The 26,081-nt window shown below is 72.5% G+C and carries 22 protein-coding genes and 1 pseudogene; 19 read left to right on the top strand and 4 right to left on the bottom strand.

Going from position 1 to position 26,081, the window contains the following annotated elements; all coding sequences use genetic code 11:
• The first annotated feature begins 127 nt into the window (after positions 1-127).
• From ACZ6B1_RS31470 to ACZ6B1_RS31450, 5 genes are all read left to right on the top strand, one after another.
• Positions 128-4,291, top strand: coding sequence for a SpoIIE family protein phosphatase (locus ACZ6B1_RS31470; protein WP_468783958.1), 4,164 nt, complete (start codon positions 128-130; stop codon positions 4,289-4,291).
• On the top strand, positions 4,291-4,599 hold the full coding sequence (locus tag ACZ6B1_RS31465; protein ID WP_468783956.1) for an STAS domain-containing protein: 309 nt from the start codon (positions 4,291-4,293) through the stop codon (positions 4,597-4,599). Before ACZ6B1_RS31470 ends, ACZ6B1_RS31465 begins: the two co-directional genes overlap by 1 nt.
• Before the next feature lie 104 nt (positions 4,600-4,703).
• Positions 4,704-5,102 carry an STAS domain-containing protein gene (locus tag ACZ6B1_RS31460; protein ID WP_468783954.1) on the top strand — a complete coding sequence of 133 codons (399 nt, stop codon included), beginning with the start codon at positions 4,704-4,706 and terminating at the stop codon, positions 5,100-5,102.
• 196 nt (positions 5,103-5,298) lie between these two features.
• The gene (locus ACZ6B1_RS31455; RefSeq protein ID WP_468783952.1) at positions 5,299-6,810 is read left to right on the top strand and encodes a GAF domain-containing protein; all 1,512 of its coding nucleotides are present in this window, start codon (positions 5,299-5,301) and stop codon (positions 6,808-6,810) included.
• Positions 6,717-7,439 carry a PP2C family protein-serine/threonine phosphatase gene (locus tag ACZ6B1_RS31450; protein ID WP_468784227.1) on the top strand — a complete coding sequence of 241 codons (723 nt, stop codon included), beginning with the start codon at positions 6,717-6,719 and terminating at the stop codon, positions 7,437-7,439. Before ACZ6B1_RS31455 ends, ACZ6B1_RS31450 begins: the two co-directional genes overlap by 94 nt.
• Positions 7,440-7,553: 114 nt before the next feature.
• Here the strand turns inward: ACZ6B1_RS31450 and ACZ6B1_RS31445 are convergent, their stop codons facing one another.
• The gene (locus ACZ6B1_RS31445) at positions 7,554-8,441 is read right to left on the bottom strand and encodes an AraC family transcriptional regulator (RefSeq protein ID WP_468783950.1); all 888 of its coding nucleotides are present in this window, start codon (positions 8,439-8,441) and stop codon (positions 7,554-7,556) included.
• A gap of 143 nt (positions 8,442-8,584) precedes the next feature.
• Between ACZ6B1_RS31445 and ACZ6B1_RS31440 the strand changes: the two genes are divergently transcribed.
• The 4 genes from ACZ6B1_RS31440 (at position 8,585) to ACZ6B1_RS31425 (ending at position 12,323) form a co-directional block, all read left to right on the top strand.
• Positions 8,585-9,394, top strand: a complete 810-nt coding sequence (locus ACZ6B1_RS31440) for an alpha/beta fold hydrolase (RefSeq protein ID WP_468783948.1) — start codon at positions 8,585-8,587, stop codon at positions 9,392-9,394.
• Positions 9,395-9,423: 29 nt separating this feature from the next.
• Complete coding sequence (locus ACZ6B1_RS31435) at positions 9,424-10,158, top strand: HEAT repeat domain-containing protein (protein ID WP_468783946.1); 735 nt, start codon at positions 9,424-9,426, stop codon at positions 10,156-10,158.
• Positions 10,152-11,177, top strand: a complete 1,026-nt coding sequence (locus ACZ6B1_RS31430) for a MerR family transcriptional regulator (protein WP_468783944.1) — start codon at positions 10,152-10,154, stop codon at positions 11,175-11,177. Before ACZ6B1_RS31435 ends, ACZ6B1_RS31430 begins: the two co-directional genes overlap by 7 nt.
• A gap of 303 nt (positions 11,178-11,480) precedes the next feature.
• Positions 11,481-12,323, top strand: a complete 843-nt coding sequence (locus ACZ6B1_RS31425) for an RNA polymerase sigma factor SigF (protein ID WP_468784225.1) — start codon at positions 11,481-11,483, stop codon at positions 12,321-12,323.
• A 254-nt stretch (positions 12,324-12,577) separates the two neighbouring features.
• Here the strand turns inward: ACZ6B1_RS31425 and ACZ6B1_RS31420 are convergent, their stop codons facing one another.
• Positions 12,578-13,012: a MarR family winged helix-turn-helix transcriptional regulator gene (locus ACZ6B1_RS31420; protein WP_468784222.1), complete on the bottom strand. Its 435-nt coding sequence runs from the start codon at positions 13,010-13,012 to the stop codon at positions 12,578-12,580.
• A 167-nt stretch (positions 13,013-13,179) separates the two neighbouring features.
• Here ACZ6B1_RS31420 and ACZ6B1_RS31415 point away from each other — a divergent pair, with 167 nt between their 5' ends.
• From ACZ6B1_RS31415 to ACZ6B1_RS31385, 7 genes are all read left to right on the top strand, one after another.
• The gene (locus ACZ6B1_RS31415; protein WP_468783942.1) at positions 13,180-14,358 is read left to right on the top strand and encodes a PP2C family protein-serine/threonine phosphatase; all 1,179 of its coding nucleotides are present in this window, start codon (positions 13,180-13,182) and stop codon (positions 14,356-14,358) included.
• Between the two features lie 152 nt (positions 14,359-14,510).
• Positions 14,511-15,404, top strand: coding sequence for an STAS domain-containing protein (locus ACZ6B1_RS31410; RefSeq protein ID WP_468783940.1), 894 nt, complete (start codon positions 14,511-14,513; stop codon positions 15,402-15,404).
• On the top strand, positions 15,401-15,820 hold the full coding sequence (locus ACZ6B1_RS31405; RefSeq protein WP_468783938.1) for an STAS domain-containing protein: 420 nt from the start codon (positions 15,401-15,403) through the stop codon (positions 15,818-15,820). The genes ACZ6B1_RS31410 and ACZ6B1_RS31405 overlap by 4 nt, the downstream gene beginning before the upstream one ends.
• Complete coding sequence (locus ACZ6B1_RS31400) at positions 15,817-16,266, top strand: ATP-binding protein (protein WP_468783936.1); 450 nt, start codon at positions 15,817-15,819, stop codon at positions 16,264-16,266. The genes ACZ6B1_RS31405 and ACZ6B1_RS31400 overlap by 4 nt, the downstream gene beginning before the upstream one ends.
• A complete protein-coding gene (locus tag ACZ6B1_RS31395; protein WP_468783934.1) occupies positions 16,263-17,309 on the top strand; it encodes a SpoIIE family protein phosphatase in 1,047 nt (348 codons plus the stop codon). Before ACZ6B1_RS31400 ends, ACZ6B1_RS31395 begins: the two co-directional genes overlap by 4 nt.
• Positions 17,306-18,718 (top strand): PP2C family protein-serine/threonine phosphatase, encoded by a 1,413-nt coding sequence (locus ACZ6B1_RS31390; RefSeq protein WP_468783932.1) that lies wholly within the window; start codon positions 17,306-17,308, stop codon positions 18,716-18,718. Before ACZ6B1_RS31395 ends, ACZ6B1_RS31390 begins: the two co-directional genes overlap by 4 nt.
• A gap of 67 nt (positions 18,719-18,785) precedes the next feature.
• A complete protein-coding gene (locus tag ACZ6B1_RS31385; RefSeq protein WP_468783930.1) occupies positions 18,786-19,985 on the top strand; it encodes a PP2C family protein-serine/threonine phosphatase in 1,200 nt (399 codons plus the stop codon).
• A 2-nt stretch (positions 19,986-19,987) separates the two neighbouring features.
• On the opposite strand, the gene ACZ6B1_RS31380 is transcribed toward ACZ6B1_RS31385, so the two are convergent.
• Together ACZ6B1_RS31380 and ACZ6B1_RS31375 are read right to left on the bottom strand one after the other, a co-directional pair.
• Positions 19,988-20,539 carry a MarR family winged helix-turn-helix transcriptional regulator gene (locus ACZ6B1_RS31380; protein ID WP_468784220.1) on the bottom strand — a complete coding sequence of 184 codons (552 nt, stop codon included), beginning with the start codon at positions 20,537-20,539 and terminating at the stop codon, positions 19,988-19,990.
• 147 nt (positions 20,540-20,686) lie between these two features.
• A pseudogene (locus ACZ6B1_RS31375) lies at positions 20,687-21,016 on the bottom strand (carbohydrate binding domain-containing protein); the annotation flags it as partial.
• A gap of 386 nt (positions 21,017-21,402) precedes the next feature.
• On the opposite strand from ACZ6B1_RS31375, the gene ACZ6B1_RS31370 reads away from it, so the two are divergent.
• The 3 genes from ACZ6B1_RS31370 to ACZ6B1_RS31360 all read left to right on the top strand — a co-directional run.
• Complete coding sequence (locus tag ACZ6B1_RS31370; protein ID WP_468783928.1) at positions 21,403-22,275, top strand: aspartyl/asparaginyl beta-hydroxylase domain-containing protein; 873 nt, start codon at positions 21,403-21,405, stop codon at positions 22,273-22,275.
• A gap of 15 nt (positions 22,276-22,290) precedes the next feature.
• Positions 22,291-22,980 (top strand): 4'-phosphopantetheinyl transferase family protein, encoded by a 690-nt coding sequence (locus tag ACZ6B1_RS31365; protein ID WP_468783926.1) that lies wholly within the window; start codon positions 22,291-22,293, stop codon positions 22,978-22,980.
• Between the two features lie 183 nt (positions 22,981-23,163).
• Positions 23,164-26,081, top strand: a 2,918-nt coding sequence (locus tag ACZ6B1_RS31360) for a phosphopantetheine-binding protein (protein WP_468783924.1), incomplete at its 3' end; no start/stop codon positions are given.

Here is a 26,081-nt window from a genome sequence, read left to right as displayed (position 1 = left end):
ACGGGAAACCCGTCGGGGTGGGGCGGCGATCACGGGGCAGACAGGACATGGGCACGCGATCGGGTATCCCGCGTGCGCGTTCGGCATGATTCGGCCCGGCACGGGCCGCCATGAGGGGACGGGTCGCGTGAGGCGTTCGGGCGAGGCTGGGCACGGGCATCCCGCGGGGGAGGGCAGCGTGTTCGCCGCCGACCGTGAGGTGGGCCAAGACCTCGCCGAGGTGGACTGGGCCGCCACGCCCCTCGGCCCCCCACAGGAGTGGCCGCAGAGTCTGCAGACCGCCGTCAGCATTCTGCTGTCCTCGCGCTTTCCCATGTGGATGGCCTGGGGCGAGCAACTCACCTTCTTCTGCAACGCCGCCTACCGTCGTGACACGCTGGGCCGCAAGTACCCGTGGGCGCTGGGACGGCCCGCGAACGAGGTGTGGGCGGAGATCTGGGACGACATCGGCCCGCGCATCGAGACCGTCCTCGGTACGGGCGAAGCCACCTGGGACGAAGGGCTGCTGCTTCTCCTCGAACGCTCCGGCTACAGCGAGGAGACCTACCACACCTTCTCCTACAGCCCGCTGCGGGACGACACCGGCGATGTCGTGGGCATGTTGTGCGTGGTGAGCGAGGAAACCGACCGGGTGATCGGCGAGAGGCGCATGGCCACGCTGCGTGACCTGGGCTCGGACCCGAGCGTGATCCGCACCGAGCAGGAGGTGCTGGCCTTCGCGGACCTGCAGCTGAGCCACAGTCGCAAGGACCTGCCCTTCACCCTGACATATCTGTTCGACGGTGACACCGCCCGGCTGGCGGGGGCGAGCGGCGTCACCGCCGGCCACCCGCTCGCACCGGCCGTCCTCGCGGTCGACGCGCCCGGCGGTGTGTGGCCCGCCGCGGCTCTGGCCGGTGGTGAGGCGGCCCTGGTGCCCCTGACCGGGGACGCCTTCGCCGGCCTGCCCACGGGCGACTGGCGCGAGCCCCCCGTGCAGGCCCTCGTGGTCCCGCTCCTGCAGCAGGGCAGCGCCCCCTACGGCTTCTTCGTGGCGGCACTCAACCGGTATCGCCTGCTCGACGAGGGCTACCGGGGGTTCGTCGAGCTGACCGCGGGCCACATCGCCTCCGGTATCGGCAGCGCCCGCAGCTATCAGGCGCAGCAACGGCGGGCGGAGGAACTGGCCGAGCTGGACCGGGCCAAGACCACCTTCTTCTCCAACATCAGCCACGAGTTCCGGACTCCGCTGAGCCTGATCATGGGCCCGGTCGAGGAACTCCGCGCCCGGCACGCCGACGCGGAGGAGCACGTACTCCGGGAACTCGACGTCATCCACCGCAACGGGCTGCGGCTGGGCAAGCTGGTCAACACACTGCTGGACTTCTCCCGCATCGAGGCCGGCCGTATGCAGGCCCGGTTCGAACCGGTGGACCTGGCCGCGGTGACGGCCGAACTGGCCAGCGTCTTCCGCTCGGCCATGGAGAGGGCCGGACTCGCCTTCGAGGTGGACTGCCCGCCTCTGCACGAGCCGGTGTACGTCGACCGCGGGATGTGGGAGAAGGCGGTCCTCAACCTGCTGAGCAACGCGCTGAAGTTCACCTTCCACGGTGCGGTCCGCGTCCGTGTGCGCGAAGCGGGCGATCATGCCGTGGTCACGGTCGCCGACACCGGGGCCGGGGTGCCGGAGGCGGAGATGCCGCGGCTGTTCGAGCGCTTCCACCGCATCGAGAACGCCCGCTCCCGCTCGCACGAGGGCAGCGGTATCGGGCTGGCCCTGGTGCATGAACTCGTGAATCTGCACGGCGGCACGATCGGCGCCGAGAGCAGGGAGGGCGAAGGCACCACCTTCACCATCCGGCTGCCGTTCGGCACGGCCCATCTGCCTCCTGACTCCGTGGTGCCGGAAGCGGGTGGCACCGCGGCGTCCGCCACCGCCGATCCCTACGTCCTGGAGGCCCTGCGCTGGCTTCCGGGCAGCGACACCGGCAGGGCGGCCGACGACTCGATGGGGCGACCCGGGGCCGGCGCCACCGTGTCCGGCCCCGCGCCCGGGCCGAAGGCCCGGGTGCTGGTGGCCGACGACAACGTGGACATGCGCGAGTACCTGACGCGCCTCCTGGCCGGAGCGGGATACGAGGTCACCGCTGTCACCGACGGGGCCGAAGCGCTCGCCTCCGTCCGCCGTGACATCCCCGACCTCGTCGTCAGCGATGTGATGATGCCCCGGCTGGACGGACTGGAGCTGGTGGCGAGGCTGCGCGGTGACACACGCACGGCCTCGGTGCCGGTGCTGCTGCTGTCGGCCAGGGCCGGGCAGGAGGCGTCGATCGAGGGGCTGCGGGCGGGCGCCGACGACTACCTGGTCAAGCCCTTCGCCGCCGCGGAGCTTCTGGCGCGTGTGCGCGCGAACGTCGAACTGGCCCGGCTGCGCAGCCATCATGTCCGCTGGCGAACAGCGCTCATCGACTCACTGCAGGAGGCCTTCTTCGTCTGCGACGAGTCCGGCGCCGTCGTGGAGATCAACGCCGCGTTCACCGACATCCTCGGATACGGCCCGGAGAACCTGCCCTACGCACCCGTTCAGCCGTGGTGGCCGCAGGCCGCCACCGACCCCGAGGCACACCGCCAGGCCGGGGACGCCTTCGCCGGCCTGCTGGCACACGACCAGGGCTCGTACACCGTCCCCGTCACCCATCGGGACGGCCATCGGCTGTGGGTCGCCGTCACCTACAACAAGGCCGAGGATCCCGATACGGGGCGGCAGGTCACCGTCGGTACCTTCCGCGACGTCACCGCCGAGCACTACGCCGTCCAGCGCGAGACGGCGCTGGCCGCGCTGAGCACGATCCTGTCCACGGCCGCGAGCCTGCGCGAGGCGCTCGCCGGGGCACTGGGCGAACTGAAGACCCTGTGGCGGGCGCGGAGCGTGACGGCCGCCGTCTTCGGGCGCGGCATACCGATCCTCACCGCCACGGACGCGCCCCCGCGGTGGGAGGACCTGCCTCCGGACCGGCAGGAGGCACTCGCCGCACTGCGCCATCAGTCCTCGCTCACCCCCGTGACCGAGGACAGCGGTGCCGGTGTGCTGCTCGAACATCCCGACGGACCGCTGGCCCTGTGGATCGATCTCGGCGAACGCCGGCCCTTCACCTCCGAGGACCAACTCCTGCTCTCCCTGCTGGCCGGGCACCTCGCGCAGGGTCTGGTACGGGCGCACCAGATCGACCAGCAGCGGGAGACCGCGATCGCGCTGCAACGCGCCATCCTGGGCCCGGCCCGGCTCCCGGACGGCTTCGCCGTGCGCTACGAGCCCGCCACCCGCCCGCTGGAGGTGGGGGGTGACTGGTACGACACCGTCGCGCTGCCGGACGGGCGGATCGGCATCGTGGTGGGCGACTGCGTCGGGCGCGGCCTGGAAGCGGCCAGCGTCATGGGGCAGCTGCGCAGTGCCTGCCGCGCGCTGATGCTGCAGGACGCCAGCCCGTCCCGGACGCTGATGGCCCTCGACCAGTTCGCCGCGAGCGTGCCCGGCGCGCTGTGCACAACCGTCTTCTGCGGTGTCCTCGATCCGGAGACGGGAGAGCTGACGTACTCCAGCGCCGGACACCCGCCGGGCATCGTCGCGCACCCCGACGGCACCAACCGGTTGCTGGACGAAGGACGTTCCCTGCCACTGGCGGTACGGCCCGGCAGACAGCGCCCGGAGGCCGCCTGCACCCTGCCCGCACGGGCCACGCTGCTGCTGTACACCGACGGGCTCGTGGAGCGTCGCCGGCGCCCGCTCAGCGCGGGGATCGACCAGGCCGGAGACGCCGTGCAGGACGGCCGCGCCACAGCCGTCGACGATCTCGCCACGGAGGTCATGGCGAGACTCGCGCCGGCCGATGGCTACGACGACGACGTGGCCCTGCTGCTCTACCGCCATCCGGCGCCGCTGGACATCTCCTTCCCGGCCGAGTCGTCCCAGCTCGCGCCGGTCCGCAGGGCGCTGCGCGGCTGGCTCGCGCAGTGCGGGCTTCCCGCGAACACCGTGCAGAACGTTCTCGTCGCCGTCGGAGAGGCGTGCGCCAACGCGATCGAGCACGGTCACCGGCATGCCCCGGGGGAGGCCGTACGGCTGCGTGCCGAATCCCTCGTCGACGACCTGCGTCTGACGGTGGCCGACAGCGGCCGGTGGAAGGTCCCCCAGCCCGAGCGCAACGCCCACCGCGGCCGGGGAGTGTCCCTCATGCGCGCCCTGACGCAGCACGTCAGCATCACCCCCGGTCCGTCCGGTACAACCGTCGACATGCAGATGAGGATCCCCTGATGACGACCCCGCTCACGCTCACCCCCGGCAGACGCCCGGACGGCACTCCCCGTCTCGTGGTCGTCGGCGAGATCGACATGAGCAACGTCGGCTCCCTCGCCGAAGCCCTGGACGGCGGCTCGGGCCCCCTCGTCCTGGACCTGACCGCGGTGGAATACCTCGACAGTGCCGGGCTGAGCGTGCTCTTCGCCCACGCCGACCGGCTGGAGCTGATCGTCACGCCGCTGCTGGAGCCCGTCCTCACCGTCTCGGGCCTCTCCGAACTCGTCACCGTCCACGGCCCCGAGGGCGACGCGCCACAGCCGTGACATGTGTGACGCGGCGAGCCCCGTCCCCGACGCCGACGACGGCATGACCGCCACCGTGCACGCCACCACCGTGCCCGAGCCTTCCGGCCAGGAGTGATACCAACGTGACCGACATCCTCGACGTGACCGTCCGGCACACGAGCGACCGCACCGCCGTCGTCGCCGTCTCCGGGGACGTGGACCTGTATACGGCGGCCACCCTGCGTACGCATGCCATGGCCGTGGTGGCACAGGGCGTCCCTCATCTCGTCCTGGACCTGGCACAGGTGGACTTCGTCGACTCGACCGGCCTCAGCACCTTCATCGGCCTCCTGCACACCACCCAGCAGGCGGGCGGCTCCCTCCGGCTCGCCGAGGTACCCGACCGCCTGGCGCGCATGGTGACCATGACCGGCATCTCCGAGCTGCTGCCCGTCCACGCCCCGGTCGCCGAAGCGCTGGCAGGCCGGACGGCCGAGGCCCCACAGGAGCGCGCCGGCGAAGGCACCGGTGCCGGAACCTGACGCCGGCCGCCGCGCCGCCGGGCCCCGGCTGTGGCACATCACCCCGGTGTCCGTGCCGGGGCCGGGTCGGGTTGCGCTCAGGGATGCTTGGACCCGGCCGTTCGGTGCACAAGACCCTGAGGGAGGCGTCCACCGATGCCTGGGAGACGATGGCCTGCAGAACCTTCGGGGCAGGCGGCAGGCGAGGGGGGGCGAGATGACGGCTGAGCGTGAGCGGCGGTCGACGAGCGGAATCCGCCGGTCCGAGACGGCGCGTGACACGGACGACGACCTGTCGCTGCTCTTCGGAACGTCCACCGCGCTGTTCGCGTCCATGGCAGGGCCCGCGCACGTACTGGAGGCGGCGAACCCGGCCTTCTTCGCGGCCATCGGCGGCGGGCAGCGGGAACGCACCGGTGTGCCGCTGGCGGAGCTCATGCCCGAGCTGACGGCCCAGGGGTTCATCGGGCTGCTGGACCAGGTGTACCGGTCGGGCGAGCGGCACGTCGGCCGCGACGCCCGTGTCGTCATCGGTGTCGGCGACCAGGCGGGCGAGGCGTACTTCGACTTCACCTACGAGGCCCGCCGCGACGCCGGCGGAAACGTCATCGGCGTACGGATGATCGGCGTGGAGACCACCCAGGCCAAACACGCCCGGCGGCTGGCCGCCGAACAGCGTGCGCTGCTGGAGCAGATCGCCCGCCAGGCACCGCTGCACGACGTGCTGGACGGCATGTCCAGGACCATCGAGGAACTCTGCCCCGATGTGATCGTCTCGGTCCTGCTTGCCGACGAGGACGGCCGCCACCTGCGCCACGGCGCGGCTCCCAGCCTGCCCGACTACTACAACCAGGCCATCGACGGCATCGCCGCCGGTGAGGGAGTCGGCTCCTGTGGCACCGCGGCCCACCGGCGCCGGACCGTGATCGTGCGGGACATCGCCGCCGACCCCCTGTGGGACGACTTCCGCGCCCTCGCCGGCCGGGCCGGGCTCGCCGCCTGCTGGTCGACGCCGATCCTCGCCCGCGACGGCCGGCTGCTGGGTACCTTCGCCATGTACCACCGCGCACCACGGGCTCCCCAGGACACCGATCTGGCACTCGCCCGCGCCTTCGCCGACACCGCCGCCCTCGCAGTCGAGCGGCACCACATCGAACAGGCCCGGCGGGCGGCCGACGCGCGGGAGAAGGCGGCCCGCGACGACCTCGCCTTCCTGCTGACCGCGAGTACCGCACTGTCCGGCGGACTGGACGAGACGCAGACGTTACAGCGCCTGGCCACCCTGGCCGGCCCGGCCCTGGCGCCCCTGGCCGCCGTGGACATCGTCGAGGCCGGACGCGTACGACGCGTGGCGGCCGCCGCCCCGACCGAGGAGGCGCGCGCCCTGATCGCCTCCCACTCCCCGGCCCGCGACGCCGAGGACGACGCCGTCGCCCGGGTCCTGGCCTCCGGCCTGACCGAAGTGGCCCGCCGTACCCCGACCGGACCCGGCCCCTGGCGCGATCTGGGTGTCACCGGTTACGTGTGCGTGCCCCTCGTGGACCGGGGGTCCTGGCGGAGGAACTGGCCCGCCGCGCCGCCTCGGCCGCCCGCAACGCACGCCAGTACACCCAGCGCGCCGCACTCGCCCGGGACCTGCAGACCGGCCTGCTCCTGCCCGACCTGCCCGACGTCCCCGGCGCCCGGCTCGCCGCCTTCTACCACCCGGCCGGTGAAGGACTGGAAATAGGCGGCGACTTCTACGACGTCTTCGACCGCGGCGACGGCAGCTGGGCCTTCATCCTCGGTGACGTCTGCGGGCGCGGCGCAAGGGCCGCCACCACGACCGCTCTGGTCCGCCACACCGCGCGCGCCGTCGCCCCGCTGCTGGACGACCCCGTCCACGTCGTCCAGGCCGTCGACAAGGCGCTGAACGACCGCCACATCCACCAGAACAACGGTTTCGTCACCCTGGTCTACGGCCACCTCGCGCCGGCCGCCGACGGGCTCGCCGTCACGCTCGTCCGGGCCGGCCACACGCCGCCCCTCCTGCTGGACACCGATCACGGGGTCGGCACGGTCGAGGCGTCCGGCGGACTGCTCGGTATGGGTATCCCGTCCAGGCTCACCGCGCGCCACTTCACGCTCCGCCCGTCCGAGAGTTTGCTGCTGTACACCGACGGCATCACCGAGTGCCGGGCCGCCGGCACCGAACAGTACGGCGACGTCCGACTGGCCAAGGCACTGGCTTCCGCCCCGCGTCGGCCGACCGCGGCCGACGTCGTGCGGACCGTGGCGGAGGACGTCCGCCGCTTCATGGCGGGCCGGGACGTGGAGGACGACCAGGCCGCTCTGGTCATCACCGCCGACGGGCCGTAGCAGTGCGATCACCGGACCGGTCGCGGGCGGCCGGCTCGCCGCCCTGGGCACCATGGACTTCGGTGACGTGACGGACGAGGCCCGGGGCCCCGTCGGCCGAGTCGTCGAGAGGTGTCAGTTCCCCCGGCCGCCGGGCGCGCCGTACCCGGTGCGCCAGGCGGCCGGGGGCATGGCGGTCTGGCGCCGGAAGAAGGTGGTGAAGTTGCCGGCGTCCCGGAAGCCCAGGCGCCGGGCGCAGCCGGTGACCGGCAGGTCGGTGTGGGCGAGCAGTCTCTTGGCCTCCAGCAGGATGCGCTGGTCGAGGAAGGTCTTGGCACCTGTGCCGGCGGCAGCACGCGTCGCCCTGGTGAGGGTGCGTACGTCGTAGCCCAGTGCCCGTGCGTAGTCGGCCACTTGGTGCCAGTGGGTGAAGTGCTCCTCGACGGCTGACCGGTAGGCGCGGAACACGTCCGTGTGCCGGCTGCCGGTGGGAGTCCCGTGTGCCGGGACGGAGGCGGCCGGGAGGGTGCGCAGGAGCAGCGCCGCCAGGAGGTGGGGGAGCAGTGCGGCAGTCGCCAGGCGGGGCGTCAGCGCCGCCGCGTCGTGTTCGCGGCGGAGATGCTCGGCCGCGAGCAGGGCGAGGCCGAGGCGCTGCTCGTCCAGACGCCAGCACGCAGGGGTGCCGGCCTCCGCCGCCGTGAAGCCGGGCAGGAAGCCGGGCCGGAAGAGGATCAGTGGGCCGTCGCAGGCGTCGACGTCGCTCCAGCGGTGCACCATGCCCGGCCGGATCCAAACAGCGCTGCCCTCGGCCAGTCCGTAGCCGTGGAAGTCCGCTTCGTGGGCGCCGGTGCCCGAGCGGATCAGGGCGAGGACGTGGAAGGCGGGGCGCTGGGGGAGGGTGCGGCGCCGCCGGGTGTCCATGGCGCGCAGTGCGGCGAAGTCCATGGCCTCCACGCCGTGGGGGGACCCGACGGCGGGCAGGTAGCGCAGTTGCCGCACGGCATCGCTGTGTCCGTTTTCCACAAGGGCCGGGCTTCTTTCCAACGGATGCTGGGCCTCGCCGTCCGTACGGTCGGAGACGGGCCTGACGAGCGACTCAGGTTATCCGGTCGAGCCGCGGCGGTCCGACGGTGAGTGGCCACGCGGGCGGAGCGAGGGATGTGATCATGACGGAAACGACAATGCCGGTTCCCGTGCCGGGCGGAGCCCTGGACGTGCGCGTGGCGGGCCTCGACGGGCCGGCGCTGGTGTTCGTCCACTACTGGGGCGGCTCCGCCGACACCTGGAGCGGCGTGATCGGCCGGTTGCCGCCCGGGCAGGCGACGGTCCGCTTCGACCAGCGCGGCTGGGGCACCTCGCGGGCGCTGCCCGGGCCTTACCACCTCGACCAACTCGCCGACGACCTCGCCCGCGTGGTCGACGCGTGCGTGTCGGGAGCGTTCGTCCTCGTCGGTCACTCGATGGGCGGCAAGGCGAGTCAGCTCGTCGCGGCCCGCCGGCCGGCCGGTCTGGCCGGCCTGGTGCTCGTCGCGCCCGCACCGCCTCGGCCCCCCGCCACCGTCACCGACGAGTACCGGCGGGGTCTGTCCCACGCGTACGACTCGCCCGAGACGGTGCGGCACGCCCTCGACCACGTCCTGACCGCCACACCGCTGCCCGCCCCGGTGCGCGCCGCCGCGGTGCGCGACAGCCTCGCCGCCGGTGCGCAGGCCCGGCGGGAGTGGCCGCTGCACGGGATCGCGCGGGACATCACACGCGCCGTACGCGGCATCGACGTCCCGGTGACCGTGCTGGCCGCGGAGAAGGACCTGGTGGAACCCCCGCGCGTCCTGCGCGAGTGCCTCCTGCCGCACATACCGCACGCGGCCATGACCACCGTTCCCGCCGCCGGTCACCTGCTCCCCGTGGAGGCCCCCGGCGCCGTCGCGACCGCCCTCGGAGACTTCCTCACGCTCCTGCGGCACTCAGGGACTTGACCTTGACATGGTGACAAGGTGTCCCTTGGGTGCAGGAGGTGGTCCAGATCAACGCGAAAGACGGAACCCCGCGGAGCACCCGCGTGGCCAACGCCCTGCGCGCCGAGGACTCGTCGGTCCGGCTTCAGGCGGCCCTGGCGGCCGGTACGAACCCCGGCCCCGGCATCCTGGAGACGCTCGTCGAGCGCTGCGCGGTCGAGCCGGACTTCTACGTGCGCGACATGCTGTCCTGGGCGCTGACCCGTCTCTCACCGGAGATCACCCTGCCCAGGATTCGCCGGGAACTCGACTCCGGGCGCTCTGAGGCCCGCAGTCAGGCGTTGCACACGCTGTCCAAGATCGGCGACGGGAGAGCGTGGGCCTGGATCACGCGCGACATGCTGCGCGACGCCGACGACGAGGTCGCGCGGACCGCGTGGCGCGTCGCGGTGGTCCTCGCGCCCGAGGACGAGAAGGAGGGCCTGACCGGCGAACTGGTGAGGCAGCTCGGCCGCGGTGACCGCGATGTGCGGCTGAGCCTGAGCCGGGCCTTGGTCGACCTCGGAGACGTGACCGCGCCCTTCCTTGAGACGGCCGCCGCGAACCCTGACCCGGTCGTGGCCACGCACGCTCGTGCCACCGAGCTGCTCCGGCGGAATCCGGAGACCGGTTTCGACGCGGCTGTCGAGGAGGCGAAGCGGGTCGTCGCACTCGGCCCGGCCCGAGCGGCAGCCGTCGCGGCCGGGAAGAAAGCCGGTGAGAGCGTGGAGACCGCGCAGTGCTGATCGGCGAAGTCGCCCGTCGCTCGGGGGTGAGCACTCGTATGCTCCGGCACTACGACGCCCTGGGCCTGGTCCGGCCGACCGGTCGCACCGTCGGCGGCTACCGCGAGTACTCCGCCGAGGACGTCCGCCGGATCTTCCACGTGGAGAGCCTGCGGTCCCTCGGCCTCTCGCTCAAGCAGATCGGGCGCGCGTTGGAGGACCCCGCGTTCACACCGTCCGCCCTGGTCGGTGACCTCATCCGGTGGACGGAAGACCGCTTGGAGCGGGAACGCGAGCTGCTGCAACGGCTTCGCGCGGTCGACGCTTCGGCGCCCACCGGCTGGCAGGACGTCCTGCGCATCGTCGAACTCATGCAGGGGCTCGACTCGGCCAGTGCCGCGCGCAGACAACAGGCCGTCCTGACCCGGCCGGAGGGCCCGCCCGCGCCCGCCGAGCTGTTGGCCCGGGCGGTCCTGGCCGAATCCGACCCCAACGTCGCGGGCGCGCTGCGCTGGGCGCTCGCCCGGTCCGGCGGCGACGGCGTGGCGGCGCTGGCCGCCGGCGCGTACTCGGAGGACGTCGACATCCGGCGGCGCGCGGTGCTCGCGCTCGCGGAGATGCCCGAGGCCCCGGGTGCGACAGCGGTGCTCGCGGACGCGCTCGGGGACCCGGACACGGCGGTGCGCGGGCACGCCGCTCTGGCGCTGGGCGGGCGTGGCGAGGCCGCGGCCGTGCCGGCGCTCGTCGGCATGGTGGTCGAGGGCGCCAACGACGTCGACGCGGCGGAGGTTCTGGGAACGCTGTCCCGCGACCCCGGCTGCGGGAACCGGATCCTGACCGCGCTGGTCGGCCACCTCGCCGCGCCCGCCGCGAACTCCGCGACGCGGATACGCCTGACCCAGGCGCTGGTCGAGCTGCCGGGGACCACCGCGCGGGAGGCCCTGCGCCGGCTGGCCGAGGACGACGACCGTGCCGTCGCCCTCATCGCCTCGGCCTTCGCCGCCGTTCTCGAGGAGCGGACCGCCGAGGGCCGAGCGTGATCAAGCGGGTGAGGCCGGGATCATCCACCGCGTCCGCGCACGGCCCGACCGTACGTCCAGGTGATCAGCCGTGGGCGTCCTCGAGGCCGTCGGCCGTGCGGACGTCGCCGCACCCGCGTGGGCGCACCTGCACCGGCACGGACCGAGCCGTGTGGCCCAGGTGAAGGAAGGTGTGAGACTGGTGGAGGGGCGGGCGAGACTTGAGGAAAATTCGAGGAATGCCTCCCGATGGCCGGGGTATGCGCCTGCTTGCCGGGTGATGTACCGGCGCGGGAAGGCATGATCGACATGGAGGGGCGCAGGATGGTGACGACGGCCGTACGGACCGCTGGGCAGACGGTGGGCGTTCCGGAGATCGCGGACCCTTCCAGGATCGCACCGAAGGACGCGCGTGAGCTGTCGAAGCAGTTCTTCGACCGGCTGACGGTGCTGGAGGAGGGCACGCCCGAATACCAGTACGCCCGTAATACGTTGATCGAGATGAACATGTCCCTCGTCCGCTACGCCGCCGGCCGGTTCCGCAGCCGGGGCGCAGAGGAGATGGAGGACATCGTCCAGGTCGGCATGATCGGCCTGATCAAGGCGATCGACCGGTTCGAGCTGTCCCGCGAGGTCGAGTTCACCTCCTTCGCCGTCCCCTACATCGTGGGCGAGATCAAGCGGTTCTTCCGCGACACCTCCTGGGCCGTGCACGTCCCGCGCCGACTTCAGGAGGCCCGCGTCCAGCTCGCCCGCGCCAATGAGGAACTGCGCAGCCGCCTGGGCCGGACGCCGACGACCAAGGAGCTGTCCGAGCTGATGAGCCTGCCGGAGAGCGAGGTCGTCGAGGCCCAGCTCGCCTCCAACGGCTACACCTCGGCCTCCCTGGACGCGACGATCGGCGGCAGTGAGGACGGAGAGGCCGCGCTCGCGGACTTCATCGGCAACGAGGACGCCGCCCTCGGCCTGATCGAGGACTTCCACTCCCTCGCCCCGCTCATCGCCGAGCTCGACGAGCGCGACCGCAAGATCATCCACTGGCGCTTCGTCGAGGAACTCACCCAGGCCCAGATCGGCGAGCGGCTCGGCGTCTCCCAGATGCACGTCTCCCGGCTGATCTCCCGTCTCCTGGGCCGGCTGCGCGAAGGCATGCTCAGCACCGTCTGACGTCCGGGACCCGCCGGCCGGACGGCCGGCGGGTCCTCGTGGTCGCGATGCGCGCGTCCACTTCCCCCGTCACGGGTCCTTCGCACCGCACTCCCCAACAGTTGTCGTTTGACAACTATGGCCGCGAGGCAACAAAGTAGCCCAGTCGTACCGCACGGGGGAGGATCCGCAATGTCTGGGTGGGCGGAGATCGCTCCGTGTGCCGGCCACTCGAGCCCCGTCCTGCCGGAGCGATCGGTGGCCGGGCCCTGGGTTCAGGCCGTCCGGTCCCCGGCCCGCGGGGCGTCGTGGTGTATCTGCGCCGCCGCCGTGTCGCAGAACGCCTCGAGGCCTTCGAGGAGGGCGGTCCGCTTGGCGGCGGGCATGTGCTCCAGCACCGCCTGCAGCTCCTTCTCCCGGCGCGCGCGCAGATCGCCGAGGAAGGCGCGGCCGCGGTTGCTGAGATGCAGCCGTACCTCGCGCCGGTCGGCGGGACTGATCGCGCGCTCGACGAAGCCTGCGGCCACCAGCCGGTCGCAGAGCCGGCTGGTGGACGGGGGCGTGGAGGCGAGAGAATCGGCGAGTGTGCGCAGATTGATGCCGTCCTGGTGCTCGAGCATCAAGAGCACGCGCATCTGGGACGGAGAGGCCGGCGCGGTCGACGCCCGGCCCCACAAAACTTCCAGCAACTCCACGGCCGTCAAGGTCAGGTGGGCGACCTCGACAGGCTCTGGGCGGGGGCGGAAGACAGTCACCGTCACACTCTCGCAGGCACCTGGGACGGTTGCCAGCGTACTAGGTGCCGGTATTGGCAAGAGAACGTTCGGACGGCCGGCACGGCTCGGCCCGGGCGGGAACCGGAAATGTCCGCCGAAGGATGGGTGTATTTAAGATCGTGAACAGATTTGTGACCGCTGAGCGTGCTCTGCGCACGGCGGCCCCGGACGAGTTGCTCGACGCCGTGCGCCGAGTGCTGGCCGAGGAGTACGCGGCGGAGTCCGTCGAGCTGTTCCTGGCCGACTACGGTCTCACCGTCCTGCAGCCGGTGTCGGAGCTGCCGCACACAGCGGAGCCCGTGTCGTTGCACAACAGCACGGTCGGCCGTGCCTTCGGCGCCCAGGAGCCGTTCGTGGAGGGCGCCAAGGGCGGCTCCGCGCGGGTCCACCTGCCCGTCACCGTGCGCGGGGACCGGCTGGGCGTGCTGTCGGTCGCCCTGCCGGACGGGGACGTCCCGACCGACGTGCTGGGGGAGCTTGCGGACATCGCCGAGGTGCTCGGGCACGAGGTGGTCGTCGCCGAACGCGACACGGACGTGTACCTGCAGGCGCGGCGCAAGGACCGGCTGACGCTGGCGGCCGAGATGCAGTGGCAGCTGCTGCCCGGCCGATCCTGCGCCCGGCCCGAGTTCGAACTCGGTGCGCAGCTGGAGCCGGCCTACGCGATCTACGGCGACAACTTCGACTGGTCCGCCACGGCCGACCGCCTCATGCTCTACGTCACCAACGGCATGGGGGAGGGCATAGAGGCCTCCCTGCTGACGAATCTCTCCATCAACGCCCTGCGCAACGCCCGGCGGGCCGGTATCGCCCTGGCCGACCAGGCCGCGCTGGCGGACCAGGCGGTGTACGCCCACTACCGGGGGCGCTGCTACCTGTCTGTGCTGATGTTCGACTTCGAACTCGCCACCGGCCGGGCGAAGGTGGTGGACGCCGGGTCACCGCAGCTGTTGCGGCTGCGCGACGGCGTGGTCGAGCGCGTCACCTTCGAGGCTCAGCTCCCGCTGGGCATGTTCGAGGAGACCGACTACGTGATCCAGGAGTTCCAGGTGGAGCCCGGCGACCGGCTGGTCTTCGTCAGCGACGGGGTCTACGAGGTCGCCTCACCCCTGGGCGAGGCGTACGGGGACGCGGCGCTGGCCCGGGCGCTCCTGTCCACCCGCCTGCTGCCGGCCGCCGAGGTGCCGCGTGCCATCCTGAGGGAACTGACCGGCCATCGCGGACAGCCCGCCCCGGAGGACGACGCCCTGGTCGTCTGCCTGGACTGGCGCGGCCGCTGAGCCGCGGCAGGCGCGTGCCACCGGCGGTGCGAGCGTGAATGTGTCGATGCTGTGTCGGTCCCTGGGCGCATGCGGCGTTAATGTTTGTCATGAGGCAATAATTGGCCGAGGTGTGCCGGACCTGGTGCGCCGGCCTGTTCCAAAGGGGGTTGATGCGAGTGTCGGAGCAGGCGGCGGCCGAGACGGTGGCGCGGGAGCTGGGAGCCTTCCTGGAGCGCCGTCGCGAGCAGATCGCCCAGCGGTGGGCGGACGCGCCGCTCTTCCGGACGGTCTTCACCGTCTCCCGCGACGAGGCCGTGGAGGCCTGCAAGGCCGTGGTGGACGCCCTCGCCGACGTGGCCTCGACCGGCAGGCTGGAGAACGTCGCGGCCCCCGGCTTCGACTCGGCGCGTGAGCAGCTCGGGCGCATGGCCGCCTCCCGGGCCCGCAGCGGATCCAGCCCCGCCCAGATCGCGGACGAGGCCGCGGGCCTGCGGACGGTGACCGCGGAGCTGCTGCGCGCCGAGGTCCAGGACCCGTCCGGCGACGAGGCGCGGGACGTCCTGCTGGCCCTCACCGTCCTGATGGGCACCCTGCGGCTGGTGATCATGGAGACGACGGTCAACGCGGGCGAGGAGCTGATCGCGCGGCAGCGGGAGCAACTGCTCGAAGTGGCCACCCCCGTGATCAGCCTGTGGGACGGCATCGTCGCGGTGCCCCTGATCGGCACGCTGGACAGTGCCCGCAGCCAGGTGGTCATGGAGTCGCTGCTCCAGGCCATCGTGGAGCAGCGGGCCCGGTACGCGATCCGCGACATCACGGGCGTGCCCACGGTCGACTCGCTCGTCGCGCAGCACCTGATGAAGACGGTCGCCGCGGCCCGCCTGATGGGTGCCGAGTGCGTCGTCTCGGGCATCCGCCCGGCCATCGCGCAGACCATCGTGCACCTCGGCATCGACCTGGGCTCGGTCGTCACCCGCAGCTCGCTGGCGGACGCCCTGGCCTACGCCCTCACCCGGCAGGGCATCGAGGTCTCCCGCCGTACGGCCGGTGTGAGTCCGCGATGACCATCCCCACCCCCCTGCCGGGCAGCCTGGCCGCGGTGCCGGTCCTGGCGCTGGGGGGCACTCTGCTGGTCTCCCTCCAGGGGGAGCTGCACGACGGTTTGGCCGAGCAGCTCCAGCAGGACATCGCCCACCGCGTGGCCCACGGCGAGGCCACCGGTGTGGTCATCGACGTCTCCGGTGTCGACGTCGTCGACTCCTTCCTCGGCCGCGTCATCGCGGAGATCGCCGCCAACGCCCGTCTGCTGGCCGCCCGTACCGTCCTGTGCGGGATGGGGCCCGCGGTGGCGATCACCCTGGTCGAGCTGGGCCTGACCCTGCCCGGCGTGGTGACCGCGCTCGACGTCGACCGTGCCTTCGAGCTGCTCAAGCAGGACGCCTCCGCGCACGGGCCGGGCGAAGCCGCGGGGCGCACATGACACCGGCCCCCGACCCCGCCACCGCGACGAGCCTGCCCATCGGCTCGGACGCGGACCTCGCATGGGTCCGCCATCAGGTGCGGCGGTTCGCGGCCGAACTCGGGTTCGGGCTCGTGCAGCAGACCAAACTCGTCACCGCGGCCAGCGAACTGGCCCGCAACACCCTCATCCACGGCGGTGGCGGCGAGGCGCGGATCACCCCGGTGACCGACGCGCCGGCGCGCGGACTGCGGCTGTCGTTCATCGACACCGGCCCGGGCATCCGCGACGTCGAGCTGGCCACGACGGACGGCTACACCACCGGCGGCGGCCTCGGACTCGGCCTCAGCGGAGCCAGGCGGCTGGTGGACGAGTTCACCATCGACACCACGCCCGGTGAGGGCACCGTCGTGACCCTCGTCGCCTGGGTGACCGGCGCGCCCACCGCCCGTCCGGGGGCCGGATGACACGCGTCTGGACCGTCCCGGTGCACGACTCCACCCGCGTACGGGACGTCCGGGTGGCGACCGAGGAGGCGGGCTACCACGCCCGCCTCGACGCGCACCGCACCGCGGTCGCGGCGCTGGTGGCCACCGAGCTGGCGACCAACCTGCTCAAGCACGCCGGCGGGGGCACCGTGCTGATCGACCTCGTCGACCGCGCGACGGCCGACGCCCGCGGCCCGGCGGTGCAGATCGCCGCCCTCGACCACGGCCCCGGCATCCCCGACGTCGCCGCGGCGCTGCGGGACGGCCACACCACCAGCGAGGCGTCACTCGGCGCCGGCCTGGGCACCTGCCGGCGCATCGCCGACGTGTTCGACCTGTACAGCACCCGCCGGGGCACCGTCGCCGTCGCCCGCGTCCACCAGAACCCCGGGCAGCGGCAGACCCGCGACGCCTGCGCGGCCGGCGGGATCAACATCCCGCTCGCCCGGGCCGACCACTCCGGGGACACCTGGAGCTGCGCCTGGTCTGACTCCCGCACGACCCTGATGCTCGCCGACGGCCTAGGCCACGGAACCAGGGCCGCCCACGCCTCCGACGCGGCGGTCGAGGCCCTGCACAGCGCCGGGCACCTGCCGCCCGACGAGATCCTGCGGCTCATGCACCCCGCCCTGCGGCCCACCCGCGGGGCCGCGGTCGCCGTGGCCCAACTGGACACGGACAGCGGGGAACTGGCGTTCGCCGGGGTCGGCAACATCGGCGCCCGGCTGCACACCGACGGCTCGTGGGAGCACCTCGTCTCCCACCCCGGCATCGTCGGCGCCCAGTTCCCGGCGACCATACCCGTGCACCGCCTGCCGTGGCGGCCGGGCAGTCTGCTCGTGCTGCACAGCGACGGACTGCCCAGCCGGTGGGTGCCGCCCGAGGACCCCGGTCTCCTCGGCCACGACCCGGCCGTGGTCGCGGCGACCGTCCTGCGGGACGCCAGCAGCGCCGCCAGCCCCGTACGCGACGACACCTGCGTGGCCGTCCTGGCCTGCGACCCCCCGACCGGACGAACGTGACCGGGCCGGACGCCCGCCCGGCGGGCCCCGACGACACCCCGCTCGCGGAAGCGGTCCTGGCGGCGGACGCCGAGACCGCGGCGATCCTGCGCCGGCTGGACGAGACGGAGCGGCAGCTCAGCCTCCACCGCGAGGAACTGCACCAGACCAACCAGGGCGTGCTGGCCCTGCACGCCGAACTCGACGCCGCGGCGCGCACCCAGCGGGCACTGCTCGACGCCGAACGAGCCGCCCGCGGCGAGGCCGAGAAGGCCCGACGGCTGCTCACCTTCCTCGCCGACGCCAGCGCGGCCGTGACCGCGTCCCTCGACCAGGAGGACATCCTGCGGTGCCTCCCGGAGCTGCTCGTCCCCGAGTACGCGAGCGGGGTCGACCTATGGCTCTTCGACGAACCGGCGGGCCCGGACGACGTCCACTCCGCCGCGGCGGTCGCGGCCGCCCGCCACGAGCGTCCCCAGCACGCCGGACCGCGCCCCGGCTCGCTCCCCGGCGCCGACGACCTGCCGCCCTCCGCGCTGTCCCCGGACCGGCCGCTGCTGAGCATCCCCCTCACCGTGCGCCGCATCTCGGGCGTGCTCACCCTCACCGCGCCCGGCGACCGCTTCGACGCGGACACCAGCGTGATGCTGGTCGAACTGGCCCGCCGCACCGCCATCGCCCTGGACAACGCGCGCCGCTACGAACAGCATCGGGACACCGCCGAAGTCCTGCAACGCGCCCAGCTCACCGACCTGCCCTCCGCCGAGGGGCTGCGACTGGCGGCCCGCTACCTCCCCGCCACCCGGGGACTCAACATAGGCGGCGACTGGTACGACGCCTTCCCGCACCCCGACGGCAGTGTGCTGACGGTGGTCGGCGACGTCACCGGACACGGGCTGCGCGCCGCCGTCATCATGGGCCAGCTGCGCACCGCCCTGCGGGCCTACGCGCTGGAGGACGACAGCCCCGCCCGCATCCTCACCCGCCTGCACCGCATGCTGCGCCACCAGCAGCCCAACCTCTACGCGACCGCCGTGATCGCCCGCTTCCGGCCCGGCGAACCCCAGGTCGTGTGGGCCGCCGCCGGACACCCCCCGGCCCTGGTCCGCGCGCCCGGCGGCACCGTGCGCGTGCTGGACAGCAGACCCGGCGTCATGCTCGGGGTGCCCATACCGTTCGAGTACGAGGACCACACGGCGGAACTGCCGCCCGGCTCGACGCTCGTCCTGTACACCGACGGCCTGGTGGAGCGGCGGGCCCAGGGCATCGACCCGGGCATCGAACTGCTCGGCCGGACCCTGGCCGCACTCGACGAGTCCACGCTGGCGGACCTGGACGGGTGCGCCGAGTCGCTGCTCAAGCCCCTCGTGCACGACTCCGAACGCGACGACGACGTCTGCATCCTGCTCTGCCGCACCGCTCCGTCCTGACACCGGGGGCCGCTGCACGCGCGGGAGCGATAGCGTGGAGGTCACATGGGAAGAGGATGGAGACGCCGTGAATGCCGCCGAACCGGTCCCGTCCGCGGAAGCCGAGCTGCGCTCGGCACCGCCGCACGCCTTGGTGGCCACCGCGGGCCGGCTGCTGGCCGAGCGCTTCGGCGCCCGGGACGTGACGCTCCTGCTCGCCGACTACGGCCTGACGGTCCTGCAGCCCGTCACCCACCTGCCGCTGACGGGCGAACCGGTGTCCGCCCACGACGGCCCCGCCGGCACCGCCTTCACCACCCAGAACCCCGTGGTGGAGGTCACCGCCGATCCGGCCACGCAGCTGGTCCACCTGCCCATCACCGTCCGCGGCGACCGCCTCGGCGTACTCTCCGTCCGGGTCCCCGGCTCCGGTCCCGACCCGGGCACGGTGCTGCGGCTCGGCGACTTCGCCACCGGCCTCGGACATGAGGTCGCCACCGCCGGCCGGGACACCGACCTGTACCTCCAGGCCCGCCGCACCCGCCGTCTCACCCTCGCCGCCGAGATGCAGTGGCAACTCCTGCCGGGCCGCGGGTGCGCCCGGGACGAGTACGTCATCGGCGCCCACCTGGAGCCGGCCTACGCCATCGGCGGCGACAACTTCGACTGGTCCACCAGCGCCGACCACCTCACGCTCACCGTCAGCGACGGAATGGGCCAGGGCATAGAGGCCTCCCTGCTCGCGAACCTCGCCGTGAGCGCGCTGCGCAACGCCCGCCGTGCCGGCATCGGCCTCGCGGACCAGGCCTGCCTCGCCGACCAGGCACTCTTCTCCCAGTACGGAGGCAAGTCGTACGCCTCCACCCTGCTGCTCCGCTTCGACCTGGACACCGGCACGGTCCACGCCGTCGACGCCGGGTCGCCCCAGCTCTACCGACAGCGCGGAACGAGCATCGAACGCGTCGAGCTCGAGGCCCAGCTACCGCTCGGGATGTTCGAGGAGACCCTCTACGAGGAGCAGACCTTCCAGGTCGAGCCGGGCGACCGCCTGGTCGCCATCAGCAGCGGCGTCCACAGCACCCGGTCGGCGACCGGAGAGGTGTTCGGGGAAGGCGTGCTCCGCCAGATCCTGGGCGCGACCCGGCAGACCCAGCCGCACGAGGCGGCACGGTCGGTCGTCGCCGGACTGATCGAACACGTCGGCGACGAAGGCCTCCTCGCCGACGCCGCCGTCGTCTGCCTCGACTGGACGGGACGCGAGCCGGCCGAGGCACGTCCCGGCCACTGACGCTACGGCGTCTCCGGCGGCCGGGACGACGTCTCGCCCCCGGCGCCGAGGAAGGCCCGCATGCCGCGGACCAGCGCCGACCGCTCAGCGGGTGGCATGGTGGCCAGCACGCCGGCCAGGGCCTGGGTGCGCCGGCGGGCCACGTCCGCCAGCACCCGGCGCCCCTGGACGGTCAGCCTGAGCTGCACCTCGCGGCGCCGGTGCGGGTGCAGCTCGCGCTCCAGCAGACCGGCCGCCTCGAGCCGGTCACAGAGCCGGCTGGCGGTGGGCAGCCCTATGTCGAGACTCTCCGCCAGGCCCGTGAGGTTCGAATCCGGCGCCCTCTGCAGCGCCCGGAGTGCCCGCAACTGGTGGAGGGACAGCCGTACGGCCGCCTCCTGGGCGGCGACGGACCAGAGGTTCGCGAGACGCTCCACGGCATCGGCGATCACCTGCGCGTCGGCGCTCGGATCGTCACCCGAGCTCCAGGCGCGGTCGTCGTCGCCGCCGGGAAGAGTCACGAAAACATCACTTTCAGTAAGATCCGGGTGCTGCGGGGACAACCCATATTCCATCGCTGTACCCGGGGATCCGGTCCGCAACCGGTGTTCGCTCAGGGTTCCCTGCCGCGGGCCGGCGGCGCGCCGTGCCGCCGGTCCGGTGACTATTTCAGGTACGGGCCGTCCGTGCCGACCTTCGTCGGGTTCGGCGGCCGCGCAGGGGTCGGTCGTGCTCGCCGTGACGGTGTGGTCCTTGACCCGTGAACTGTCTTTGGTGAGCGAACAATTCGCGCCGTTGTCGTTGTCCCGGACGCCGCCTCCGTCGTTGAAGGTGGCCTGCCAGGTGGTGGCGGTGCCGAGGTCGACGGCCAGTTCGACCCAGTCGGCGCGGGCGGCGGTCATGCGGGTGCCTGGGGTGGTGGTCCAGCTTCCGCCGGCGGGCGCCCGGTGCAGGCAGCGGCCAGCAGGCCCGACGTGTCGCGAGGGCGGCCGGGCGCGTCCGGAGGAAGGAAGCGTGCGCGGCCGCGGGGCCGTGCGGGGAGTGGCGTGAATTCGACGGCTGACTTGTTTCGATGCCGTATAGGGGGCGGCCGGCCACTTGTTAGATGGTCAAGGAACGGTTGACGGCTCAGAAGAGGCTGCTCTAAGCTCGAACTCAATTCGATCACGGTTCCGATCCTCTCCTGAGTGAATCGACCGTGATCGCAGGGGCAACGGGGGATTTCGTGGGCGCGAGAGCGACTTAGGGCGAGGCGTGTCATCACGCCGTTCACTCACCATTCAACTTCCGACACCTGGCGTTGGTTGCTGACCAGGAAGGCCATGGCGTCTGCCTCCGCCTGCCCATCCACCAAAAGCAGATGAATATTGAATTTCCCTTGCCCGCATCACGCTTGAGCCGGTCCGCACGGTTACCTTGCCACGACGGAGGACGACGCATGCGCTCCCACATACTCGGCCGCATCGAACTCGACCAGGAGCGGCTGAGAAAGGACCTCGACTACCTCGCCGCGGTCCCCACTGTGGAGGAGGAGTACGACGAGTTCAGCAACGGGTTCTGGAAGAACATCCCGTTGTACAACGCCAGCGGCGGCAGCGAGGACCTGCTCTACCGGGACCTGGAGGGCGCGCCCGCCCGGCCCACCCGGCACGCCGAGCACGTCCCCTACCTCGACGAGATCATCACCACGGTCTACGACCAGGACCGGCTGCAGATGGCGCGCACCCGGAATCTGAAGAACGCCATCGTGATCCCGCACCGCGACTTCGTCGAGCTCGACCGTGAACTCGACCTGTACTTCCGCACCTTCATGGTCCTGGAGGACAGTCCGCTGGCCTTCCACTCGGACGACGACACCGTCATCCACATGCGGCCCGGCGAGATCTGGTTCCTGGACGCGGCGGCCGTCCACTCCGCCGTCAACTTCTCCGACATCAGCCGGCAGGCGCTCTGCGTCGACCTCGCCTTCAACGGGTCCTTCGACGAGAAGGAGGCGTTCGCCGACGCCTCCGTCTACGCCCCCGGTGAGAACCCCGAACTCCCGGACCGCAAGCCGTTCACCCGGGAACACGCGGAACGGCTCCGCTCGCTGGCCGATGTCATCGAGCGGGAGAATTTCCGGGACATTCTCTTCCTGCTCTCCAAGGTTCACTTCACCTACGACGTGCACCCCAGCGAGACCTACGAATGGCTCATCGCCATCTCCAAGAAGGCCGGCGACGACAAGATGGTCGAGAAGGCGGAACGGATCAGGGATTTCGCGATCGGTGCCCGCGACCTCGGGGAGCGCTTCTCGCTCACCGCTTGGTGACGCAAGAGCTCCACCGTGTGGTGCAGGGGTGGGAAGAAACAACTGGGGGAGAAAGTGATCGAGGAGATACTTCCGCGGGAAGTGGCCTCCGCGGAAGCATTCGAAGACGACCGGGGCAATCATCTCTTCAGTGAAGAGGAAGCGGCCGTGATGGGGGCCGTTCCCGCCCGGCGTCGGGAATTCACCACGGTACGGCACTGCGCCCGTGCCGCGCTCGGTGACCTCGGAATACCCCCTTTCCCCCTGCCCCCCGGACCACAACGCGCACCACGCTGGCCGGCCGGAGTCGTGGGCAGCATGACGCACTGCGCCGGATATCGCGCCGCTGCCGTCGCGCGGACCAGTCGCGTGCACTCCGTGGGCATCGACGCCGAACGGGACGAGCCACTCCCGGAGGGCGTGCTGGAGATGATCGGGCTGCCCGAGGAGCGGGCCATGGTCGGCCGGCTCGCCGCACGGCATTCGGCCCTCTCCTGGGACCGGTTGCTGTTCAGCTGCAAGGAGGCCGTGTACAAGGTCTCCTTCCCGCTCGCCCGGCGCATGCTCGGGTTCGACGCGGTACGGGTGGACATCGCCGGCGCAGGCCGGTTCGGCGCACGCTTCCTGGTGCCCCCGCCGATGGCCGCCGGCCGGGCCGTCCCCCGGGTGACCGGGCGGTGGCTGCGCCGCGACGGACTGCTTCTGACCGCCGTCGCCCTGTGCTGAGCGCACCGGCACGGATGCCGCGAGTGCGCCGGGAACCGCGTGTCCCGCTCCGCCCCCGCCCGCGCCCCGGTCTGCCGGAGACGGCACTCGGACACCCCCGCTCGTGCAACTCCGGCTGCCTTCCGACGGCCGGGCCCCGCCGGGCCGCCCCGCCGGCCTGACGCTCCTTCTGGACGGACACCGATGATCGAGACGACCACCTTCACCGAGACCTTCGCCGTCACCGCCGACAACCCGCTGCTGCACGGCCACGTCGTGTACGGCCGCAGCCTGCTGCCCGGCGTCGGCTATGTGGATCTGGTCCTGCAGGTCCTGGCCCGGCACGGACATCCCATGCCGGAAGTGGAGTTGCGCGATCTGGCCATTCTCGCCCCGCTGGTCGCCGGGCCCGGGGAACGGGTGCTGACCACGGTCGAGGGGCGTCCCGCGGCGCACGGCGGCTGGCGGGTCGAGGTGCGCAGCCGCCGCCCCGAGGACACCGCCGAGGTCCTGCACGCCGTCGCGAACGTGCGCCGCCGGCCACGCGTCACCTTCGGTGAACGGCTGGCGCTGCCCGTCGAGGGCGCCACCCGGCGCACCACGCTCGACGAGATCTACACCTGGTGCCGCGAGTACGACCTGCACCACTCGGGACTGATGAAGCTCCGGGGAGTGGTCCACCACCGCACCGGCGACTGGGTCGCCGAACTCGAACTCGCCCCCGAGCACCAGGGGTCCGTCGCCGGGTTCCTCTTCCACCCCGCGCTCTTCGAGGCCGGCCTGCTGGGCGGTGGCGTCGCCCTCGGCATGCTGCACGGCGACAACGACGGCCCCGGCCTGTACCTGCCGCTGATGTTCGAACAGTTCCGCGCCGCCGGATCGCTCGGCGGGCGCTGCTACGTCCGCGTCCCCGCCGACTCCGTTCGCCGGGACGATGAACTGATCCGGCTGGTCGTGGAGTTCTACGACGCCGAGGGCGCGAAGGTGGCCGAGGTCGGCCGGTTCGTCGCCAAGCGGATCCACGCCGCGGCCGCCCTGGACGTACGCGGGGACGCCCCCGCACCTGCCGGTCCGCTCCCTGCCGCTCCGGCGGCGCCTGCCGTGTCGCCGGGTGGTCTGGTGGGTGTGGTGCGAGGGGCGGTGGCGGCACGTCTGGGGGTGGCCGTCGACGGGGTCGATGTCGGCTCGGGTTATTACGAGTTGGGGTTGGCGTCGGCGGATCTGCTGTCGTTGGTGGCGGAGTTGGAGGAGCGGCTGTCGGTGGAGTTGTCGCCGACGGTGATGTTCGAGTACCGGACGATCGCTGAGCTGGCGGAGTGGCTGGAGACGCAGGTTCCCGCGGGCACTCCGGTCACCGGGACCGCAGCGGAGGTGTCCGTCCCGGCGACGCCCGCTCCGGCGGCGCCTGCCGAGTCGCCGGGTGGTCTGGTGGGTGTGGTGCGGGGGGCGGTGGCGGCACGTCTGGGGGTGGCCGTCGACGGGGTCGATGTCGGCTCGGGTTATTACGAGTTGGGGTTGGCGTCGGCGGATCTGCTGTCGTTGGTGGCGGAGTTGGAGGAGCGGCTGTCGGTGGAGTTGTCGCCGACGGTGATGTTCGAGTACCGGACGATCGCTGAGCTGGCGGAGTGGCTGGAGACGCAGGTTCCCGCGGGCACTCCGGTCACCGGGACCGCAGCGGAGGCGTCCGTCCCGGCGCCGGCGACGCCCGCTTCGTCGGGCCTAGTTCCGGGGGCCACCGTCACTTCGGCCTCCGCCACGGCGGAAGCCGTCGCGCCCGCCGTACCCGACCTGCCGTCCTCCCCGGCCACCGCGGCGGTGCCGATCGCAGCCGCGGGTCACGACGTGCCCGGCGGCATCCGGGCCGCCCTCACCGACGAAGTGGCCGCCCTCCTCGGCGTCGACGCCGCCGATGTGCACGCGGACGCCGAGCTGACCGAGTTCGGGCTGGACGTCACCGGACTCGCCCGCCTCGCCGACCGCGTCGGCGCGCGCCTGGGGCTGACCCTCGCCCCGGCGGTCCTCCGCGAGCACCGCACCCTGAACGCCCTCGCGGCGCACCTGACACCCGAGCACCGCACCCCGGCGGCGGCAGCCGAACCGGTGTCACACGCGCTGCTCCGCGGGACCGCCGGTGAGGTCGACGGGGACGTGACGACGTACGAAACCCGTTTCACCGGCGACGAGCCGTTCCTGCGGGACCACCAGGTGCACGGCGACCGGATCCTGCCCGGTGTCGCCCACCTGGAGATGGCGCGGGTGGCGGTCGCCCGGGCGCTGGGACACGGCGACGCGGCCACCGTCCGGCTCACCGACGTGGTGTGGCTGCGGCCTGCCGTCTGCGGCCCCGACGGGCTCATACTGCGGGTCAGGGTGCGCACCTCCGCGGCGGGCGGCTGCGCCTACGAGATCGAGAGCGTCGGCGAGAACGGCGAGAGCACACTCTGCGGCCAGGGCCGCGCGGCCGTCGGCCCCGACCGCGCCGGCCGGACGCCGCTCCTCGGCGAACTGCGCGCGGCCTGCGCCGACACCTTCCACCCGGCCGAGCGGCTGTACGGGCTGTACGACCGCATGGGCATGGCCTACGGCCCCTCCCAGCGTTCCGTGACCGGGCTGCGCACCGGCACCGATGCCGAGGGGCGGCCCCAGGTACTGGCCGAGCTGCGGCTGCCGGCCGAGGCGGAACCGCTCGGCGCCGGCGCGCTGATGCACCCGAGCATCCTCGACGGCGCCCTCCAGGCCACCCTCGGCCTGTGGCTGGACCAGGCGGCCGGCGGCCGGTCCGCCGGGCTCGCCCTGCCGTTCGCCCTGGACCGCGCGCAGCCCGTCGCCGCCACCGCCACCACGGCGTACGCGTGGATCCGGCACCAGCCCGGCTCGGACACCGGCGACGGCACGGCCCGCCTCGACGTCACCGTCCTCGACGAGCACGGCCGGGTGTGTGTGGAGCTGACCGGTCTTTCGACCCGTCTCCTGCCGGACACGGCTCCCCGGCGGACGACTGCCGTCGCGGCCGTGACCGACCCGGAACCGGCACCCGTGCGTGACGGTGACATCGCGATCATCGGGGTCAGCGGCCGGTATCCGGAGGCGGCCGATCTCGACGAGTTCTGGCAGAACCTGCG

This window comes from Streptomyces sp. NPDC041129, assembly GCF_055592265.1.
Note: the sequence above shows the minus strand (reverse complement) of the source record. Positions and strands in the feature narration are given on the sequence as shown.

Coding starts and splice junctions, on each gene's coding strand:
- ACZ6B1_RS31465 (WP_468783956.1), top strand. CDS start 4,291: ATGACGACCCCGCTCACGCTCACCCCCGGCAGACGCCCGGACGGCACT.
- ACZ6B1_RS31455 (WP_468783952.1), top strand. CDS start 5,299: ATGACGGCTGAGCGTGAGCGGCGGTCGACGAGCGGAATCCGCCGGTCC.
- ACZ6B1_RS31440 (WP_468783948.1), top strand. CDS start 8,585: ATGACGGAAACGACAATGCCGGTTCCCGTGCCGGGCGGAGCCCTGGAC.
- ACZ6B1_RS31425 (WP_468784225.1), top strand. CDS start 11,481: ATGGTGACGACGGCCGTACGGACCGCTGGGCAGACGGTGGGCGTTCCG.
- ACZ6B1_RS31415 (WP_468783942.1), top strand. CDS start 13,180: ATGGGTGTATTTAAGATCGTGAACAGATTTGTGACCGCTGAGCGTGCT.
- ACZ6B1_RS31410 (WP_468783940.1), top strand. CDS start 14,511: ATGCGAGTGTCGGAGCAGGCGGCGGCCGAGACGGTGGCGCGGGAGCTG.
- ACZ6B1_RS31405 (WP_468783938.1), top strand. CDS start 15,401: ATGACCATCCCCACCCCCCTGCCGGGCAGCCTGGCCGCGGTGCCGGTC.
- ACZ6B1_RS31400 (WP_468783936.1), top strand. CDS start 15,817: ATGACACCGGCCCCCGACCCCGCCACCGCGACGAGCCTGCCCATCGGC.
- ACZ6B1_RS31395 (WP_468783934.1), top strand. CDS start 16,263: ATGACACGCGTCTGGACCGTCCCGGTGCACGACTCCACCCGCGTACGG.
- ACZ6B1_RS31380 (WP_468784220.1), bottom strand. CDS start 20,539: ATGGAATATGGGTTGTCCCCGCAGCACCCGGATCTTACTGAAAGTGAT.
- ACZ6B1_RS31370 (WP_468783928.1), top strand. CDS start 21,403: ATGCGCTCCCACATACTCGGCCGCATCGAACTCGACCAGGAGCGGCTG.